This is a genomic window from Brevibacillus laterosporus DSM 25, assembly GCF_002706795.1.
GTDB lineage: Bacteria > Bacillota > Bacilli > Brevibacillales > Brevibacillaceae > Brevibacillus_B > Brevibacillus_B laterosporus.
In genome coordinates, this window is sequence record NZ_CP017705.1 from 732,413 (window position 1) to 748,273 (window position 15,861).

Annotated in this window: 18 protein-coding genes; 4 read left to right on the plus strand and 14 right to left on the minus strand. The window is 41.6% G+C overall.

The window, feature by feature from the left end; all coding sequences use genetic code 11:
- Positions 1-105 precede the first annotated feature (105 nt).
- The 6 genes from BrL25_RS03535 to BrL25_RS25050 form a co-directional block, all read right to left on the minus strand.
- Positions 106-1,239 (minus strand): ABC transporter ATP-binding protein, encoded by a 1,134-nt coding sequence (locus BrL25_RS03535; protein ID WP_018673597.1) that lies wholly within the window; start codon positions 1,237-1,239, stop codon positions 106-108.
- A gap of 73 nt (positions 1,240-1,312) precedes the next feature.
- Positions 1,313-2,422 carry an extracellular solute-binding protein gene (locus BrL25_RS03540; protein WP_018673598.1) on the minus strand — a complete coding sequence of 370 codons (1,110 nt, stop codon included), beginning with the start codon at positions 2,420-2,422 and terminating at the stop codon, positions 1,313-1,315.
- A gap of 416 nt (positions 2,423-2,838) precedes the next feature.
- The gene (locus BrL25_RS03545) at positions 2,839-3,735 is read right to left on the minus strand and encodes a GyrI-like domain-containing protein (protein WP_018673599.1); all 897 of its coding nucleotides are present in this window, start codon (positions 3,733-3,735) and stop codon (positions 2,839-2,841) included.
- A gap of 34 nt (positions 3,736-3,769) precedes the next feature.
- Positions 3,770-4,873, minus strand: coding sequence for a C45 family autoproteolytic acyltransferase/hydrolase (locus tag BrL25_RS03550; RefSeq protein ID WP_018673600.1), 1,104 nt, complete (start codon positions 4,871-4,873; stop codon positions 3,770-3,772).
- 82 nt (positions 4,874-4,955) lie between these two features.
- Complete coding sequence (locus BrL25_RS03555) at positions 4,956-5,390, minus strand: GNAT family N-acetyltransferase (RefSeq protein WP_018673601.1); 435 nt, start codon at positions 5,388-5,390, stop codon at positions 4,956-4,958.
- Positions 5,391-5,429: 39 nt separating this feature from the next.
- Positions 5,430-5,585, minus strand: a complete 156-nt coding sequence (locus BrL25_RS25050) for a hypothetical protein (protein ID WP_018673602.1) — start codon at positions 5,583-5,585, stop codon at positions 5,430-5,432.
- Positions 5,586-5,889: 304 nt separating this feature from the next.
- Between BrL25_RS25050 and BrL25_RS03560 the strand changes: the two genes are divergently transcribed.
- The 3 genes from BrL25_RS03560 (at position 5,890) to BrL25_RS03570 (ending at position 8,521) form a co-directional block, all read left to right on the plus strand.
- The gene (locus tag BrL25_RS03560) at positions 5,890-6,438 is read left to right on the plus strand and encodes a hemerythrin domain-containing protein (protein WP_018673603.1); all 549 of its coding nucleotides are present in this window, start codon (positions 5,890-5,892) and stop codon (positions 6,436-6,438) included.
- A gap of 285 nt (positions 6,439-6,723) precedes the next feature.
- On the plus strand, positions 6,724-7,659 hold the full coding sequence (locus tag BrL25_RS03565) for a helix-turn-helix transcriptional regulator (protein WP_018673604.1): 936 nt from the start codon (positions 6,724-6,726) through the stop codon (positions 7,657-7,659).
- A gap of 79 nt (positions 7,660-7,738) precedes the next feature.
- Positions 7,739-8,521 (plus strand): zinc ribbon domain-containing protein, encoded by a 783-nt coding sequence (locus BrL25_RS03570; RefSeq protein WP_018673605.1) that lies wholly within the window; start codon positions 7,739-7,741, stop codon positions 8,519-8,521.
- A 61-nt stretch (positions 8,522-8,582) separates the two neighbouring features.
- Here the strand turns inward: BrL25_RS03570 and BrL25_RS03575 are convergent, their stop codons facing one another.
- From BrL25_RS03575 to BrL25_RS25055, 4 genes are all read right to left on the minus strand, one after another.
- On the minus strand, positions 8,583-8,963 hold the full coding sequence (locus BrL25_RS03575; protein ID WP_018673606.1) for a hotdog family protein: 381 nt from the start codon (positions 8,961-8,963) through the stop codon (positions 8,583-8,585).
- Positions 8,960-9,778 carry a TrmB family transcriptional regulator gene (locus BrL25_RS03580; RefSeq protein WP_018673607.1) on the minus strand — a complete coding sequence of 273 codons (819 nt, stop codon included), beginning with the start codon at positions 9,776-9,778 and terminating at the stop codon, positions 8,960-8,962. Before BrL25_RS03580 ends, BrL25_RS03575 begins: the two co-directional genes overlap by 4 nt.
- Before the next feature lie 309 nt (positions 9,779-10,087).
- Positions 10,088-12,259 (minus strand): acyltransferase family protein, encoded by a 2,172-nt coding sequence (locus tag BrL25_RS03585; RefSeq protein ID WP_018673608.1) that lies wholly within the window; start codon positions 12,257-12,259, stop codon positions 10,088-10,090.
- Positions 12,252-12,395, minus strand: a complete 144-nt coding sequence (locus BrL25_RS25055) for a hypothetical protein (RefSeq protein ID WP_018673609.1) — start codon at positions 12,393-12,395, stop codon at positions 12,252-12,254. Before BrL25_RS25055 ends, BrL25_RS03585 begins: the two co-directional genes overlap by 8 nt.
- Before the next feature lie 725 nt (positions 12,396-13,120).
- Between BrL25_RS25055 and BrL25_RS03590 the strand changes: the two genes are divergently transcribed.
- Positions 13,121-13,627 (plus strand): DNA-deoxyinosine glycosylase, encoded by a 507-nt coding sequence (locus BrL25_RS03590; RefSeq protein ID WP_018673610.1) that lies wholly within the window; start codon positions 13,121-13,123, stop codon positions 13,625-13,627.
- 325 nt (positions 13,628-13,952) lie between these two features.
- Here the strand turns inward: BrL25_RS03590 and BrL25_RS03595 are convergent, their stop codons facing one another.
- The 4 genes from BrL25_RS03595 to BrL25_RS03610 all read right to left on the minus strand — a co-directional run bounded on the left by BrL25_RS03595 (position 13,953) and on the right by BrL25_RS03610 (position 15,829).
- Positions 13,953-14,381, minus strand: a complete 429-nt coding sequence (locus BrL25_RS03595) for a GNAT family N-acetyltransferase (protein ID WP_018673611.1) — start codon at positions 14,379-14,381, stop codon at positions 13,953-13,955.
- A gap of 254 nt (positions 14,382-14,635) precedes the next feature.
- Complete coding sequence (locus tag BrL25_RS03600; RefSeq protein ID WP_018673612.1) at positions 14,636-14,821, minus strand: hypothetical protein; 186 nt, start codon at positions 14,819-14,821, stop codon at positions 14,636-14,638.
- A complete protein-coding gene (locus tag BrL25_RS03605) occupies positions 14,822-15,547 on the minus strand; it encodes an N-acetylmuramoyl-L-alanine amidase (RefSeq protein ID WP_018673613.1) in 726 nt (241 codons plus the stop codon).
- A 15-nt stretch (positions 15,548-15,562) separates the two neighbouring features.
- Entirely contained in the window at positions 15,563-15,829 is a 267-nt protein-coding gene (locus BrL25_RS03610; protein ID WP_018673614.1) for a BhlA/UviB family holin-like peptide, read from the minus strand.
- Between the last annotated feature and the right edge of the window lie 32 nt (positions 15,830-15,861).

Here is a 15,861-nt window from a genome sequence, read left to right on the forward strand (position 1 = left end):
AGTATTCATCTAGTACCTCCCCTATCCGTAAAGAAAACTAGGTGAAAAGCTAAACCGCTGGCTCTAGGAGCCCTTATGCTGGCACGAATTCATTGGCTGAGTACATTAGTAAGGCTCTTTATTAGTAATAAAATAAACGCTGGCTTTCGGAATGAAGAAGGAAATCATTTCTCCTCGCTGTTTGATTTGACTGCCCGCATGAATAAACAATACTTTCAACTGTTGTTTGTCGCCTACTTTACAAACATACGTCACGCTGGCCCCTGTAAATTCAGAGATGCTAATTTGGCCATTCATCTGATTCGTTCCGTAGACTTGTCGTTGGTCATTATCGTCACCCTGGATGCTTTGCTGATCACTTACGACCTGTATAGCCTCTGGTCGGATGGAAATAGATACCTTGGTACCCTTTTTTACACTCTCTCTATTTGATGAATGATCACAATACCCTGTCACAAATAAATCAGGTTCTACCTGCACAGTTGCTTCATCCCCATCTATCTGCACAACCTCCCCTTCCCATAGATTTGTTTCTCCAATAAAAGAAGCAACAAACCGATTAGACGGTCGATTATAAATATCTTCTGGTGTACCAATCTGTTGCACTTCACCATTTTTCATCACCATGATGCGATCGGACATCGACATTGCTTCGGCTTGATCATGGGTCACATAGATTGTAGTGATACCAAACTCCACTTGCAGCCGTTTAATCTCTATGCGTGTCTCCTCTCGCAATTTGGCATCCAAGTTGGATAGGGGTTCATCTAATAATAAGATCGATGGTTCAATAACTAAGGCTCTTGCTAGAGCCACACGCTGTTGTTGTCCTCCAGATAATTGATCAATTCGCCTGTTTCCATATCCGTCCAAATGTACGAGCCTCTGAGCTCGCTCTACTTTTTCTTTGATTTGCTTTTTGGTAAGCTTGCGTACCTGTAAACCAAAGGCTATATTTTCAAACACCGTCATGTGGGGGAAAAGGGCATAATTTTGAAACACCATACCTGTATTTCGCTTATGTGGCGGAACGTATGTCATATCAGCATTAGCAAATAAAATACGCCCCTTAGTAGGATAATAAAAACCAGCGATCATACGTAAGGTAGTGGTTTTTCCGCATCCACTTGGTCCAAGAAATGTGAAAAACTCACCTTGTCTAATCTCAATGTGGACGTTTTGGACTCCTTTTGCTTTGCCAAATGCTTTTGTTACATGCTCTAACGTGACTCCACTCAACTCTCTTCCTCCTCTCTTTTTATGCAGCATGCAAAACAAAGGATGGCTCACATTTCCGGACTGCTGTTAGTGACTATTTCTTTCCTTTTCCCTTGATATTTTCATCCCAATATTGCATCCATTCTTTTTCCTTATTCCCTATGACCTGCCAATCAATCTCCAATGGTTTTAACTCAACATCCTGTAGCCAGGAAGGTAGGTTTTCTTTACTGATCGTGGAGAGTGTGGGAATTTGATAGTACTTTTCCGCCATTTCAATTCGGATCTTTTCATCAAATAAGAAGTCATAAAATTTCTTAGCGGCAGCTATGTTTTTGGCACCCTTTACGATTGCCACGCCATCTACTAGAATTGGTGCACCGCTGACTGGATACATGTAATCAAACGGCTGCTTTTTTGTTTCCTTTTGAATCATGATATCTTGTAAATTCCATAAAGATATTGCCCCCTCTTGACGAGCTAGCTTCAAATATAAACTGGTAGGATCTTGCGCATATTCCTTTGTATTTGCATCTAATTTTGCCAGCCATTCATAGCCCTTTTCCGGAGTTGTTACACCCTGCCGATACATCATCGCCGAATAGATTGTGCGCATTGTACCTGATTTCAAAACGCCACGAATTATAATCTTGTCCTTATATTTTGGATCAAGTAAATTGTCCCAATCCTTTGGCGCTTCTGCTTTTGGTAACATCTCGGGATTGTACATAATGACTTCGGGCAATAGCATTTCTCCATACCAACGATCCTGTGGGTCTTTATACAAGGCTGGAATATGATCACCGAAGGGTGGTTTGTAGCTTTCTAGCAAATCTTCCTCAGCGGCAGTCAGCAAGCTCGATTGTGTACCTCCCCACCAAAAATCGGCTTGTGGATTCGTTTTTTCTCCTCGGATTCGCTCTAGAATTTCCTGCGCTCCAATTGTTAAGACATCCACTTTTATCTCAGGATGAGCGCTTTCAAATTTGGGAATAAAATCGTCTACAACGCTCTTGTCACGTCCCGTGTAAATCACCAGTTGTTGTTGGGAGCCTTGCTTTGTTTGTGATTCGCTTCGTTTAGCCGAATCATCTGTACCTGCTTGGGAAGAACAGGCTACAAGTGAGATTAATAACGCGACCAATAGAAATATCTTTATCCAGATTTCGCCTCTTCCCACTATGGTTTGCCTTATTTTGTGCATGCCATCTTCTCCTTTCACCACATTATCCTGTTCCTTTTGGACTTCCTATTTAATTCCCAAAACAGGTTCACCATTTTTCTCTATCCAAATCAGCTTGCTAGCCTGCTTCTGTTTCCTGCATTGATATCGAACAGACTGTTTATTCTGACTTTTTAAAGGGTATTTCCTGTCCTTTTGAAAACAATGTCACTCACCACCGGATGATTTGTAATGATTACTACCAAAGTATGGATAGGACTTGTGAATTATGCTTGTATTTTACTAAAACGCATTGATTTTCATTTTATGTAAAGATAGTAGAACGATCGGTCATACTATCATCTCTAAGACAGTATTTTCCCAATACAAAAAATCGCAAGCAACTACCCTACCTGCGATGTAACATCATTTCATTTCGCTTTATTGTATGAGGGAATTCATCTATTTCTAACGGGGATATATAGCAAAATAATAGAATCTTCGTCTTCTATGTGCGTGAATTCGGCCCCATATACCTCAAAATTATCTCGTGCATCAAGCTCAAAGTCTACACTAGGAAACCATGTCCCCCAGATATAGTCGTAGGTGCTTCTAAGTTCACTGCCTGGTCCTTGATGACGAAAAACAGCATATTCACCAGGCTGAATTGTATGAGCGACCATGCCTTCTGGAACTTCTACAATCTCCTTTACTTCAATAGCCGCTACACCATAAAAGGTAGTCAACTCTGTCAAATGATTGAGTGAAAGCGGCACTTCCGCGGTACAGATTCCGTATCTCACCTCAGGATTATAAATCGTCTGCTTATTCGCTATCTCCCTTTCTCGTTGGAAATACCGTTGCCAGATTTGTTTAAACTGATTTTCATGCAGATTATTGATCTCTTTAACGCCAATAACCAATCGTTCTGTCTTAATTCGTTGAAAGCCGGGTTGCAGGCTAATCTGCTGCAAGCGATGCTCCAAGCGTTTATCAACAAGTGGCATCTTTTGTAAGGAGATTGGTTGCAATCTTTGTTTACGGAAAAAATACGGTGACACACCAAACTGCTTCTTAAATGAACGACTAAACGAAGCTTGGGAATCAAACTGGTAGTCTAGTGAAATTTCTAAAATAGATCGCTCTGTTTGTAAGAGACAAACGGCTGCCTCTGTAAGTCTTCGCTTCCGAATATAATCACCGATTGTCTCGCCTGTGCATTCGTAAAAAATTCGATGAAAGTGATAGTAGGAGAAGTTCACCAGGCGGGCTACCTCATCTGCTTGTAAGGGCTTATCTAGGTGCTGTTCCATGTAGTCAATCGCCACTTCAATTTCTTTGTCATAGGATGCCAAGCCTGGTTCTCCTCTCTTTATCACACTGTTTTTTCTACCAAAAATGAGCGGGAACAATCCCTTGAGGAAGGGCTACCTCAATGGTTGGAAAGGCTAGCTTCCCTCCCACAGACAACGTATGCCAATTGTTGTGGAGAGGGGAACCATAACAGACTTCAATCGTTTTTGCCGTTACATCAAAGAGCATAGAGCGTAGCGTCCCAAAATACTCCTGATAATAATGCGTGCTTAAGCCCTTTGGATATTCACTGTTCATTAGAGCAAGTAAATCTGCCTTCTCTACCAGCGCCTCTTCTTGAAGCACGCTTTCTAGAAGCTGTTGACGAATGAGCGAGTTATGCATGCTATGTGTAGAAGTATGTTCCAATTCAGAAAATAATACATGGTTGGTTGCAACCAGGTAAGGAGTGTCTCTCTCCTTTCCTATTTTCCTAATCGCAATGTCACCATCCATGATTTCCACTAATGCCGCATTTTCATTTGGATCTGCTACTAATAGGTTCACATTTGACACAATGGGCATCTCGCGCAGTCGTTGTAAGGCTTCGTCCACATTGCGACATTGTTCCAGTACGGTTCGAATCGCTGTCCAGAATTGTAGACCCTCCCCTTTTGGAGAACGCAAGCTTGGATGAATCCCTACCGGTTGACCGCAAGCTGACATCGTGATGCATAGACCCTGATCGTTCATGCCTTCCATTCGTCCAAATGATAAGCCGCTAAAGCCTGTATGTACATATGTTCCCCCTATGTTAGTTGAGCATAGTCTCATGTCGTCTAAGTCAGGGGTAAATTCGTAATTTCGCAATACGTACAGATGACCATCCCGCATCTTAGCCGGAAGTACAACAGAGTGAGTACATCCAGACACAATGCAGCTTTCATGTAGATAGCGCAAACGATTCATCGGCATCTTAGCTTGGCTGCAAAAGGCTTCAAGCTCTTCCCAAATACCTGGAGAATACTGTTGAAGCATCTGTTGCTGAGTCCACAGGCGCTGATCTGAAATCGCCTCCTCCTCCTCTAAAAAATAAACCTGATATAAGTAGGGGATGTGGCGTAGTATTTCGGCTTGTTGCTCGCCAACTTCTTTATTTGTGCCTTCTAGGTACGTGAAATAGCCTTGTCTGGTTTGCATAAGATTTCCTCCTTGAAAGTAACATGTGATGTAATGTCATTATAACGAGGAGGAAATAAAAAATTTTGATACTTTTTGCTGTTTACATCAAGCTCATAATAACATTGCGTTCCCGAAACCCAAGCTTTTCATATAACGCCTTCGCTTGATTAGCTACATAGACATTTAGTCTGATTTCGGGATATCCTTGTTCTTTTAGCCTCTGAATAGCTGCTTCCATCAGTGGTGTAGCATATCCCTTTCCACGGGACTCAGGCATGACATATAGCTCAAAAATATAACCGAGCTCTGTGTCAGTGAATTGCTCGATGATACTACCAGCTAACACCCAACCTACGATTTGCTCGTTCTGCTTACCTACTAGATACCAAGCTCCTTTTTCCAGCAATTTATGAATTGGCTCCTCGATTTTTTCGAAATCCACATCGATGTGACCCAAGGTGCCTTCCAGCAGGGCCTGCGGTGTCTTTTCATATAAAAACTTCAGATCCTCTTCCGTTGCTATTTTGATTTCCATGTGAGTAGTCTCCTTTGCTTTCATAAAGTGATGTACGCCTTACTCCTTAGGTAAAATAACTAGAATGAACGTAGCAATAGGACCTCCTAACAATGACAAGACAAACCATGCAAGCCCCGATCGATTTTTCCCTTGTGCAAGTCCAGCATTAATGAGGGCAAGCGTCCCCCACCCTACTATGTACTCGTTATTCATATGGTTTCGTCTCCATTTCATAGATTAAAATCTTGCTCACATACAAATCCGCACGTTACACATTACTATTGTAACAAATTTTCTGCAAATAATAAAAAACTAGCACTAATTGCGCAAGAAACAGATTACTTACGGAAAAGTAAAACAGTCTAGTTCCGCTACTATTTCTACTGGCTTGGCACCTTGAATCGTTATCTTCTCGAATTTTTTGAAAAATACGTGATCTGAATCACACCGTTTGTTCATTTGTTTCGATAGATTTACTATTGTAAGAAATCAGAACGAAAGATGAGTTGATACGCTTATGAATACTCCTGTATACAAACCACAGTTGGACATGACAGATTGGACTACATCCGATCAGGAAAAATACAACAAATTGATTACGATCATCGACCCACACCTACACTCGTTTGTCGCTGAACATGCCATGCTGGAAAACTTGATGGATAAGGTACGAGAAGGTTACGATTTAAAAGTATATCGCCTGGCTTTACAAGAGATAAAAGAAGAATTGGAGCATCATTTTCTGTATGAGGAAACATTCATTTTAGGCAAGCTACAGAACCACATCGTTGAAACAGAAGTAGGTCCCATCGCAAAATTAGTACAAGACCATGTGGTCATTCGTAAGCATTATAACGATGCGAAGGAGCTGTTTGAGCAAGAGCAAGCGAAGGAATGCAGTGAATTGTTAATGCAAAAAATGAACTTCTTAGCTTACCTTTTGAAAAAGCATATTGAAAAAGAGGATCATTATATTTTCCCATTAGTAAGCCTTGTATTATCAGAGGAAGAAAAAAGAGCAATAGCCGAAGAAGTACGTCTGGCAGATTTACAAAGACAAGCCTAGTCATCGGCTCTATTACTATGGAAAACTAGATAACTGCTATCATATCCGAAAAAGCACGTTCACCCTTACTCGTAAGCTTTGAGCGTGCTTTTTTTGCTTCATGTGGTAATATGGTAAGCTTATCTGAGACAAATATAAAAAAAAGCCACAAGGATAGCTATTCTTTCATACCGAACTGTATTTTAAGAAATCAGTTGATTACCAAACAGTCTAACCTTCCTCATACAGTAAACATGGATTTTTTTCACCCATCATTTTTTGTAGAAATGGAGCACATACATCCAGATGAAAATAGACCGCTTACTTTCTATCATTATTATCTTGCTAAACCGTAATCTCGTACAAGCGAAGGATTTGGCTGAGCAATTTGAGGTGTCTATTCGAACCATTTACCGCGATATTGAAACGATTAATCAAGCCGGTATTCCTATCGTTACCTATCAGGGAGCGAATGGAGGTATTGGTCTAGCTCAAGGATATCGGCTAGATCGTCAATTGCTGACTAATAACGAGCTAGCCACGATCGTCACCTCGCTACAGAGCCTCTCGACCATGGACAAAAGTGAGAGTCATCAGTTTTTAGTAGAAAAGATTACTAGTATTATTCCACATTCTCAAAAAGAACAATTTCTTTGGAAAACGCAGCAATTTCTCGTTGATCTTTCACCTTGGGGACAAAACGAAAGATTGGAAGAATCCATTCTAATCATTAGACAGGCAATTGAAGCTAGTCATTTAGTAAGCTTCACCTATTCGAATGCACAGGGGAAACAGAGTGACCGAAATGTCGAGCCTCATATTCTTCTCGTAAAGGGTCGTTCCTGGTACTTGTACGGTTTTTGCAAAAACAAGCTCGATTTTCGCCTGTTTAAACTATATCGCATGAAGAGGCTCAACGTGCTTGATACAACATTTACCAGACGAAATATTGAAGTAGACGAGCTTCCATGGGTACAGAAATGGAATGATCCTACTCAAATGGTGCACCTTGTCTTACGTTTTGCCCCAGATTCTCGTCATTTAGCTGAAGAGTACTTTGGTGTAGAAGAATTATGTGATCAAGCTGGGGGGTATGTAACAGTATCCGCCTCTTTTCCTGAGGATAATTGGCTCTATGGATTTATTCTTAGTTTTGGACCTTCTGTAGAAGTAATAGAGCCTGAGTCTATTAAAGTTAAAATAAAAAAATTAGCAACAGCCATCGTTGAAAAATATGTATAAAACGATTGATCGAAACCTGACAGATAGTTGTCAGGTTCCACCTCTTATACTGTTAGTAAACCAAGAAGGAGTGATAGAAATGACAACTACCTTTTGCCAAAGTTGTAGCATGCCTCTTCATGAAGAAGTGTTAGGTACAGAGCAAGACAACAGCAAATCACAGGAATATTGCTCATACTGCTATGATAAGGGAGCGTTTACTGCACCAGACTGTACAATGGAGCAAATGATAGAAATATGTATTCCCCACATGGTAGGAGATGAAATGAGTGAGCAACAGGCCCGTACAATGTTAACAGGACTATTCCCTCAGTTAAAACGTTGGGCACAGGAAAATAATGCAACAGGCTCCCAGCAACACCTTGAAAAACCTCGACTCGTTCATCTTGAAGAACTCACGATTTCTGGAATCTCTGCCCGTACAACCAACGCTCGTGAGCTGGCTGGAAGTGGTGTGATCAGTGGGTTGTGGGATCGGTATTTCGCTGAAAATATAGCTGAGCAACTGTCTTCGGATAGTCTATCCAAGGACATCTATGGTGTCTATGCAGATTACGAGAATGGAGCAATGGGGGAATACACTAGTTTAATTGGGCACAGAATGGCAGAAAAATCGGCGATGACTTGCTCAAACATCACTACAGTCACATTACCTGCCGCTCAGTACGCTGTCTTTACTTCCCGACGCGGTCCTTTGTCTGAGGTTGTCATAGAGGCTTGGCAATTCATTTGGACGTGGTCCATGAATAGTGATCTTCGTCGCACATTCACTGGTGATTTTGAACACTACGATGAGCGAGCTAGCAATCCTAATGACGCTATTGTTGAAATATATATAGCTGTTGAGGCCCCACTCCAATAATAACTCAAGCAGACACGTGAGTAGCTTCCTTCTCAATCGTGCCTGCTTTTTTATTTTGTCCTCATTCTGCTTCCTTTCGAATAATGCCGTGACTGGTTCCGATTAGTACTTCTTTCCCTACTTGATTGTAATATACAAACGATAACGCTACTTTATCAAAGCCCTCCATAGGAGTAATTTCATTGATTGTTATCTCACAGGTGATTGTATCCCCCGTAAACACCGGACGCAGAAACTCGTTGTTAAACTCCCTAGCAATGTAGTGGAGATCACCACCTATTTTTGTTCCAATACTTGCTGTTAATAAACCATGTACCATAAGCCTACCTTGTTCGTCACGCTCCATATGATGTCTACCTTTGTCACCCGTAATCTCTGCAAAATGGAGTGTTTCTTCCTCCGTAAAGGTTCTTGTCCATGTTAACGTATCTCCCGGTTTCATAGGGTCCCTCCTCCTTTATAGCCTGTTACTACATGAGATAGATCAGGCCGATTACGCCAAAGCCGCTCTACCTTATCAGCCCCGTATTCTCGCGTAACTTCTTCAATCATGATGTCGTGTCTTACATACTCGGTAGCTACGAGCACAAGTGCTGGGTTTCTTGTTTTAATAGCCCAGGGGACACCACGTTCATTAAAGTTGGCAATAATAACTTCTTCCCCATCTCTTGCTGCTATCGTTAATTGCCCTCCCATTCTCTCTTGCACAACTTCTGGTGACATATAGTTGTGGGGAAAGGTGTAGCCAAGACTTACTCCCTCAGCACCAAACACTATCGAAAATACCGAAATATCACGACTGACTGCCTGTTGGATTTGCTCATATAATTCGCTTACTTGTGGCTCCCAAATGGATAGCCACAGCTCACTCTTCGCCTGATGAATCGTATCTGACAGCTCTTGTATCACATGATCATATCCACTCAGATGCATAATCACATCAATAGCAGGATCTTTTTCCAATGTCTCTAGTGAATGCTCCAGATAATGGATGGTTTCCTCCATATTATTTCTCAGACGTTCCAGCATCTGCTTAGCAGGAACAGGCGCATATTTAACTGGATCAGTCGGTACCAAATAAGCGGCTCCTCTGTCGATCAATTTTCCTAGTACCTCATAAATCATGGAACGCGGAACCCCTGAACGTTTGCTCACTTCGTATCCAGTGGCCGGCGCTTGCTGAATCAAACTAACGTAGGCCTTGCTCTCATATTGGGAAAATCCCAGCTTATGTAGCTGACTATAGATCGTCTCCACTGCTTCGCCCCCCCTTTGCCCAAAGATAAAAGTGGTAGTCACAATACTTATTAGGAATCATAACCCTTTTTTCCTGTTTACAAGTATGAAAAATAAGCATTCCAGCCACAATAAGTGCTTCCATCACAGAAGGAAGGGCAGGCAGGATCTCTTTGTTGAAAGAAGAATATGTACGCCATTCTTTTTCAAAAGGCGTAGACGCTACTGATAGCTAGAATTTTTCCTGATCGTACAAAAAAGCCTCCTTTCATGTACAGGCAACAATAGTTTAATTCCCGTTCAGTAAAAGAGGCTTTATTGTTTTATCATTTACTTGAGTACATCAGATAGTAAGGCAGCAAATGCCTTCGCTCCCTCTGGCTCCAGGTGAACGCCATCTGGAGAGAAGTAAGAATCCTTCCCTGCGCTGGCTGTGTACCAATCTACGAGTAGTGTATTGGGATGACTGTTCGCTACCTCTGCTAGTGTAGTGTTTACTACGCCTTCCCACGGACGTGGAACACGAGTGTTAATGAGAATGATCTGCTTCACATCTCCAAGCGATTTCAATAAGCCCTCCAATTGCTTCTTGGTAAATGCTCCATTTGTACCAAGCTCAAGAACAACCCGACTTCCAAGCTTCCCTCTCTTTTTATATTGGGCTACTAGCTCAGGGGTCTGGTGCAATTGTCTACCGATTTTTGCATCAACGGTAATCCCTGGAAGTAGCTTTTGCAGGTGTGGAGAAACATCTAGCATAATGGAATCTCCAAACACTGTGATTCCTCTTCCTGCTCTAGTAGAAGGCGCCTTCTTCTCTTCTGTATCTGTCTTAGAAGATTTCTCTATTTTTGAATCGTTTTCCTTCGATTGATGAGCAGTAGAATCATCTTTGTCAGTTTCTGGAGCTGACGAGCCACTTTCGTTTTCCTCAGAGCCTGTTGTTTGCTCAGCTTCGTCGCCATTTGTTGTGGTATTAGGTGGTTTTTGCTCCGTCTTTGTTGGATTTTGCTCTGTATCAGCAGTAGATTGCGTAGCGCTATTTTTTTCGCTCGTTTCTCGTTTTACCTTCTCCTGCTGTGAAGAATTATTTTTTTGTGTTGATGTTGATGTTGTTTTGTCTGCTTCTGCTGTTTTTTCATCCGCTTGCTCAGGCGTGTCTGCTGAAGTCGTGTCTTCTTTTTTCGGTATAAACAGATTCGCTTCCTCAACATTTGGTTGTTCAGCTAGATGCTTCGTCTCAGTGTTTATCGTACTAGCTGTTGGAATAGCGCTGGCGGTCACATTCTCTCCCCATCCTGCTATCGCAATGCAAGTGGAGCTAAAAGCCAAAATAGCAACCATAGAAACAACCCAGCGTCCAAACATGACAAATCTCCAGTGTCCATCTTGCATTCGGCGATATTTGGCAGGTTTCACAAATGAACCACGACGAATCGGTTCCTCAACCAAGCGCAAGGATAAAGCGGCAAGCGCAATGGTTGCTCCAATCTGAAATATGGCCTTAGGAATGTCCGTTCCATTAGTATGTATGGTGGGTGTGCTCAGGACAATAATCGGGTAGTGCCATAAATACATTCCATACGAACGAACGCCGATCCAACGCAGTGGCTTAGCTCCCATTAGCTTGCCAAAGCTACTCGCCGGATGCGCAATCACTGCTACGACTACAGCTGTAGCAATCGACAACAATACAAGACCGCCTTGATACAAAAAGTCCTCATATTGATTGGTATACCAAATCATCCAAAGAATGGTTGCCAGTCCTGCTATCCCTAAAACCTCAAGGGTAATGCGTGCGGGAAGTGAGACCTTTTCAGAGAGCTTGGAGCTAGGCCAGATCATTGCAAGTGCCGCTCCAATCAATAGCCCAAACGCCCTCGTATCTGTTCCGTAATAAATACGGCTGGGGTCAACGCCTGGCTCATATAAAAGGGCCATCGCGAAAGCGGATACAACCACTCCAGCTAACGTAAGACCTAGCAATTTACCTCGACGTGGTGTATTTCGTAGCCCCACGAGTAACAATAACGGCCAAACGAGGTAGAATTGCTCCTCAACTGCTAAAGACCAAAAATGACCAAAAGGTGAAGCTGGACCAAAGCTTTCAAAGTAAGACACCTCGTGAAAAACCAGCCACCAGTTGCTCACATAAAGAAGTGCTGCTACAATTTCGCCTCGCAATGCCTGTAGATGAGAGCGATCAAATAAAGCTAACCAAACAACTACTGCTATGAGCATGACTAGCATAGCCGGCAACAATCGCTTCGCTCGCCGAATCCAAAAATCCTTTAGATCAATTTTTCCTTTCTGTTTCCACTGTGATATCAATATATCCGTAATCAGGTATCCAGATAGCACGAAAAAAACTCCAACACCCAACAAACCACCTGGTGCCCAATTGACATTGAGGTGATAAAGAATGACAGCGAATACGGCAAGCGCACGTAATCCATCCAGTCCCGGCATGTAGCGACCATGCCCTTGAAGCGGTTTAGGCATTACGTCCACCCCCATTGCCATTCTGTTTTTCCTTCGTTGTGGATGCGTTGTGCTGTGTTGTTTTTGGCGTTATGTCATTCGCTTTTTCTATCCATCCTCTACTTCTGTCTACATTCTTACCTGTCCCGATACCCATGATGCACACTACCCTTTCACTATCCAAATCATACTGGTTTCTGATCTCTTCCTCATTCGTTCGTTGTATTCGGCGTCTTCATTCGCCATATGTAGACAAAAACAGTACTCATATGTAGACAAACAAACAGCCAAAAACCAACAAAATCTGCAAAAGGAATGGTTCTCTATGTTATGGGCTTACCCTATTCTGATGCCCCATTCCCTCCTGATCAAACAACAATAACTACCATGATTATAAGACGCTATTACCAGTAAATCGTTACAAAAAATTTACGATTTTACAGTTTTACAATTACAGTGTTTTTCCCTCATAATGCAAATAAAAAACAGAATTTTCCACAAACAATTCGACAAGTTACACGAACTCTCAAGAATTGATTATGTTGATTTTTTCTTCACTTGTAAATAGTTGTTTATTGGTGATTTTATTAGTATAAAAATTAATTTTATCCTTTTAAGGTAACAAAACTCTTTTATGTTATTTACATGCTTTTATATGCTCATTCCTCGTACTTCCTGTAGATTGTAAAAAAAGACTACCAATAGAGGTAATCTCTCTCCACATTATTACTTTATTTTCGTGTAACTCTACTGACATTAGTATTTCGGTAGCTTATATTGCGTTAAATGGCTCCTTTTTTAAATCGGAAAGCTAAACTAATGATACTAGTAAAGAGAAGAATAAATTTTTTACATCCGTCCCTACAGAAAGGATTTTGCCTCATGCTTCAATCTTTTCCACCCGTTATTACTAAATCCTGTACACTCCTAGTCCTTGGCAGTATGCCTGGTGCCGTCTCATTACGCAAACATGAGTATTATGGAAATCCACGTAATCATTTCTGGCCCATTATGTATGAACTATTCCAAGAACCTATTTCCGAGTCCTACGAACAGCGTCTGGCGTTTTTATTAGATAAAAGGATTGCCCTCTGGGATGTTATACAAAATTGCGAGCGGGAAGGCAGTCTCGACTCAGCGATCAAACAAGAAAAGATTAATGATTTTGACAGCTTATATGAACAGTATCCAGCTATTAAAGCTGTATTATTTAATGGAACAAAAGCTTATCAAAGCTACAAAAAATATCGTGGTTTTTTAGACGATCGTCTCTATCTGACATTACCTTCAACAAGTCCTACACCTAGTCGTTACATAAAGACCATGGAGGATAAGCTTGGAAAGTGGCAGATTGTACTGGAGCTATTAGATGAGAAAAAAGATGAGTAGAAACAAGAATATTTTGTGTGTTTTTCATGTTGTTTGATTAGGCAGATAGATGAATATGATTTTCTATTGCCGTCATCGATTTGTGGAATGGCTGGTGGAATGGCTGGTGGAATGGCTCGCTAATGTCGCTAGCACATTATACTAGTAAAAGAGAATAGGGAACAGACGCAGAGCTTACATTCAGCTCTGCATATGAGTATAGGGATATTGTGTAAAGTTAGATTACTTTTACTCTTTTTCTGATTAGTCAGGAATCAGGTATACAAAGGCTCTACAGTGATACAAATTCTCTTTGATCCTATAAGAATCGAGCGCTAAAGAACCGTTATCTACATGTGGCTCCTACGCTCCACTGCCAAAGGTTACAGCCTTTATTCTGACCTTTACACTGCCATCCTTTTATAGAATAGTAGGTATTTAAACTGCCCTGAATAGGACAAAGAACCTCGATAGGATAATCACCAAGGTTTTGTAGCATGGTATACAATAATCCCTTGCTCCGATAGTTTTTAGCAACTGCAAATTGATAAAGTGATATGGTTTGTGTAGATTTTTTAGGATAAAATCGAAGAGCTCCGGCAATCACATCTCCTTCTAGCGCCACAAGCACTTGGTTTCTGCGGACTGCTGCTCTGGACCCATCTGGACATAAGTATTCACGATTTGCAATCGAATCAGAATTTTCAGCGATATGTTCATGAAAGAATTGTGCGATCTCTTGGGCCATCAACGGATGCGCTAGTTTTATTTGCATATGTACCTCTTTATGGAAAGTTATAAGATATATCAGAATGTATGTTCTTATTTTTATTTTACAAAAGATAGAACCTGGTTGCAAGTTTTTCAAGAGAGAATAGCTTATTATCGTGATGAAAAAAATGCTACCTTTATTCCCTAATAGTACCGAAGAAACCCAAAAAGCCTTCCAGCTAAAAATTCTACTGGAAGGCTTTACTAGGTCAAATCCATTCATGATGATGATAAAAAAATATGATAGAGTGCATGAGTCTATTGTTGTTTTTCTCGTCTATTATTTAAAAACACGGCAATAATAGCCACCACGGCCGAAACACCGTTCGCAATGGCATTCACCTGTTCATCTGTAATGATTTGGTAGCCTAATGTATCAGCTAGTAGCTTGATGGAACCAACTATCCCAGCAACCAGTAACGGTATATTTCCTTGTTCCTTCACTCAGGCACCCGCTTTCAGATAGTTTGCCATATTTTTAATGAGCTGGGCAGCGTAATCACCAACCACAATTCCATTAGGGACGGCATTCTGTTTCCAATAGTCAGGAGAGGTTATGATTTTTGCCTGTACGAGAGCATCCACAGCCAATTCAAAATCATCACTAGGCCCTTCTATAGCAGGAGAATACGGGTGACCAATATGTCCGCAAAAAGCCTTGATCACTGCTTCTGCATAGCGTTTCCAATTGTCTTTTAGTTTTTGGGCATCCCCAGCATGATCAATAAATCCATATTCCATAATGATCGTGTCTACTGCACCTGTTTCACGATGCATGAAATAATAGTCTCGCCCATCTGCGCCTACTCGTGTGTATACTCTACGAAATTTTTGTCCCTCTGCTGCTACTGCTTGAGCAAGGGCGTTTGCTAGTTTATTAGTAGTGAAAATAGAATGAATGGCTTCCACACCTTCCCCACCACCTGAGTTGATGTGGTTGGAAATACAGTAGGTGGCCCCGCTTTGTTTGACGAGCGTAGTACGCTGAGATGGGGTAAGTGTGGTATCTGTCGTCCGAGTGATAACAACAGGAAGAAGTAACTCCCTGCACCTTTGTAGCTGGTACAAGCTAATTTGTAGCGTCAAATCCTTCTCCTGCATCTGATTCCCAATTGCGCCCGGATCAGTTCCACCGTGCCCTGCATCAATCATTAAAATCGGTTTCGCCATACGCATATCCTCCTTTTATTCTACCTTTTCTTTTAATTCTTGCAGTTCCATTTCCAAACCAGATAGGCTTCGTTCAATTTGCTGTAGCGTTGACGTGTTTCGCTCCAATTGAATCACCATGCGTTCATTGTGCTCCATGAGCTTAGCCTCGCGTGCCTGAGCCTGTTTCACTAATCGAGTCTCGCGGTCTCTCCCCTCTTTTTTGGTAGAGAATAACAGCCAGACAAACAGAGCAGCAAACGGACCTTGTTGGAGCAATGCGTTCAGTACGCTCTCTTCCATGCCATTTTTCCCTCCTTGACGCATTTTGTGTA

Coding starts and splice junctions, on each gene's coding strand:
- BrL25_RS03555 (WP_018673601.1), bottom strand. CDS start 5,390: ATGGAAATCAAAATAGCAACGGAAGAGGATCTGAAGTTTTTATATGAA.
- BrL25_RS25055 (WP_018673609.1), bottom strand. CDS start 12,395: ATGGGTATCGGGACAGGTAAGAATGTAGACAGAAGTAGAGGATGGATA.
- BrL25_RS03595 (WP_018673611.1), bottom strand. CDS start 14,381: ATGCAAATAAAACTAGCGCATCCGTTGATGGCCCAAGAGATCGCACAA.
- BrL25_RS03590 (WP_018673610.1), top strand. CDS start 13,121: ATGCTTCAATCTTTTCCACCCGTTATTACTAAATCCTGTACACTCCTA.
- BrL25_RS03610 (WP_018673614.1), bottom strand. CDS start 15,829: ATGGAAGAGAGCGTACTGAACGCATTGCTCCAACAAGGTCCGTTTGCT.
- BrL25_RS03560 (WP_018673603.1), top strand. CDS start 5,890: ATGAATACTCCTGTATACAAACCACAGTTGGACATGACAGATTGGACT.
- BrL25_RS03565 (WP_018673604.1), top strand. CDS start 6,724: ATGAAAATAGACCGCTTACTTTCTATCATTATTATCTTGCTAAACCGT.
- BrL25_RS03575 (WP_018673606.1), bottom strand. CDS start 8,963: ATGAAACCGGGAGATACGTTAACATGGACAAGAACCTTTACGGAGGAA.
- BrL25_RS03570 (WP_018673605.1), top strand. CDS start 7,739: ATGACAACTACCTTTTGCCAAAGTTGTAGCATGCCTCTTCATGAAGAA.
- BrL25_RS03585 (WP_018673608.1), bottom strand. CDS start 12,259: ATGCCTAAACCGCTTCAAGGGCATGGTCGCTACATGCCGGGACTGGAT.
- BrL25_RS03540 (WP_018673598.1), bottom strand. CDS start 2,422: ATGCACAAAATAAGGCAAACCATAGTGGGAAGAGGCGAAATCTGGATA.
- BrL25_RS03605 (WP_018673613.1), bottom strand. CDS start 15,547: ATGGCGAAACCGATTTTAATGATTGATGCAGGGCACGGTGGAACTGAT.
- BrL25_RS25050 (WP_018673602.1), bottom strand. CDS start 5,585: ATGAATAACGAGTACATAGTAGGGTGGGGGACGCTTGCCCTCATTAAT.
- BrL25_RS03550 (WP_018673600.1), bottom strand. CDS start 4,873: ATGCAAACCAGACAAGGCTATTTCACGTACCTAGAAGGCACAAATAAA.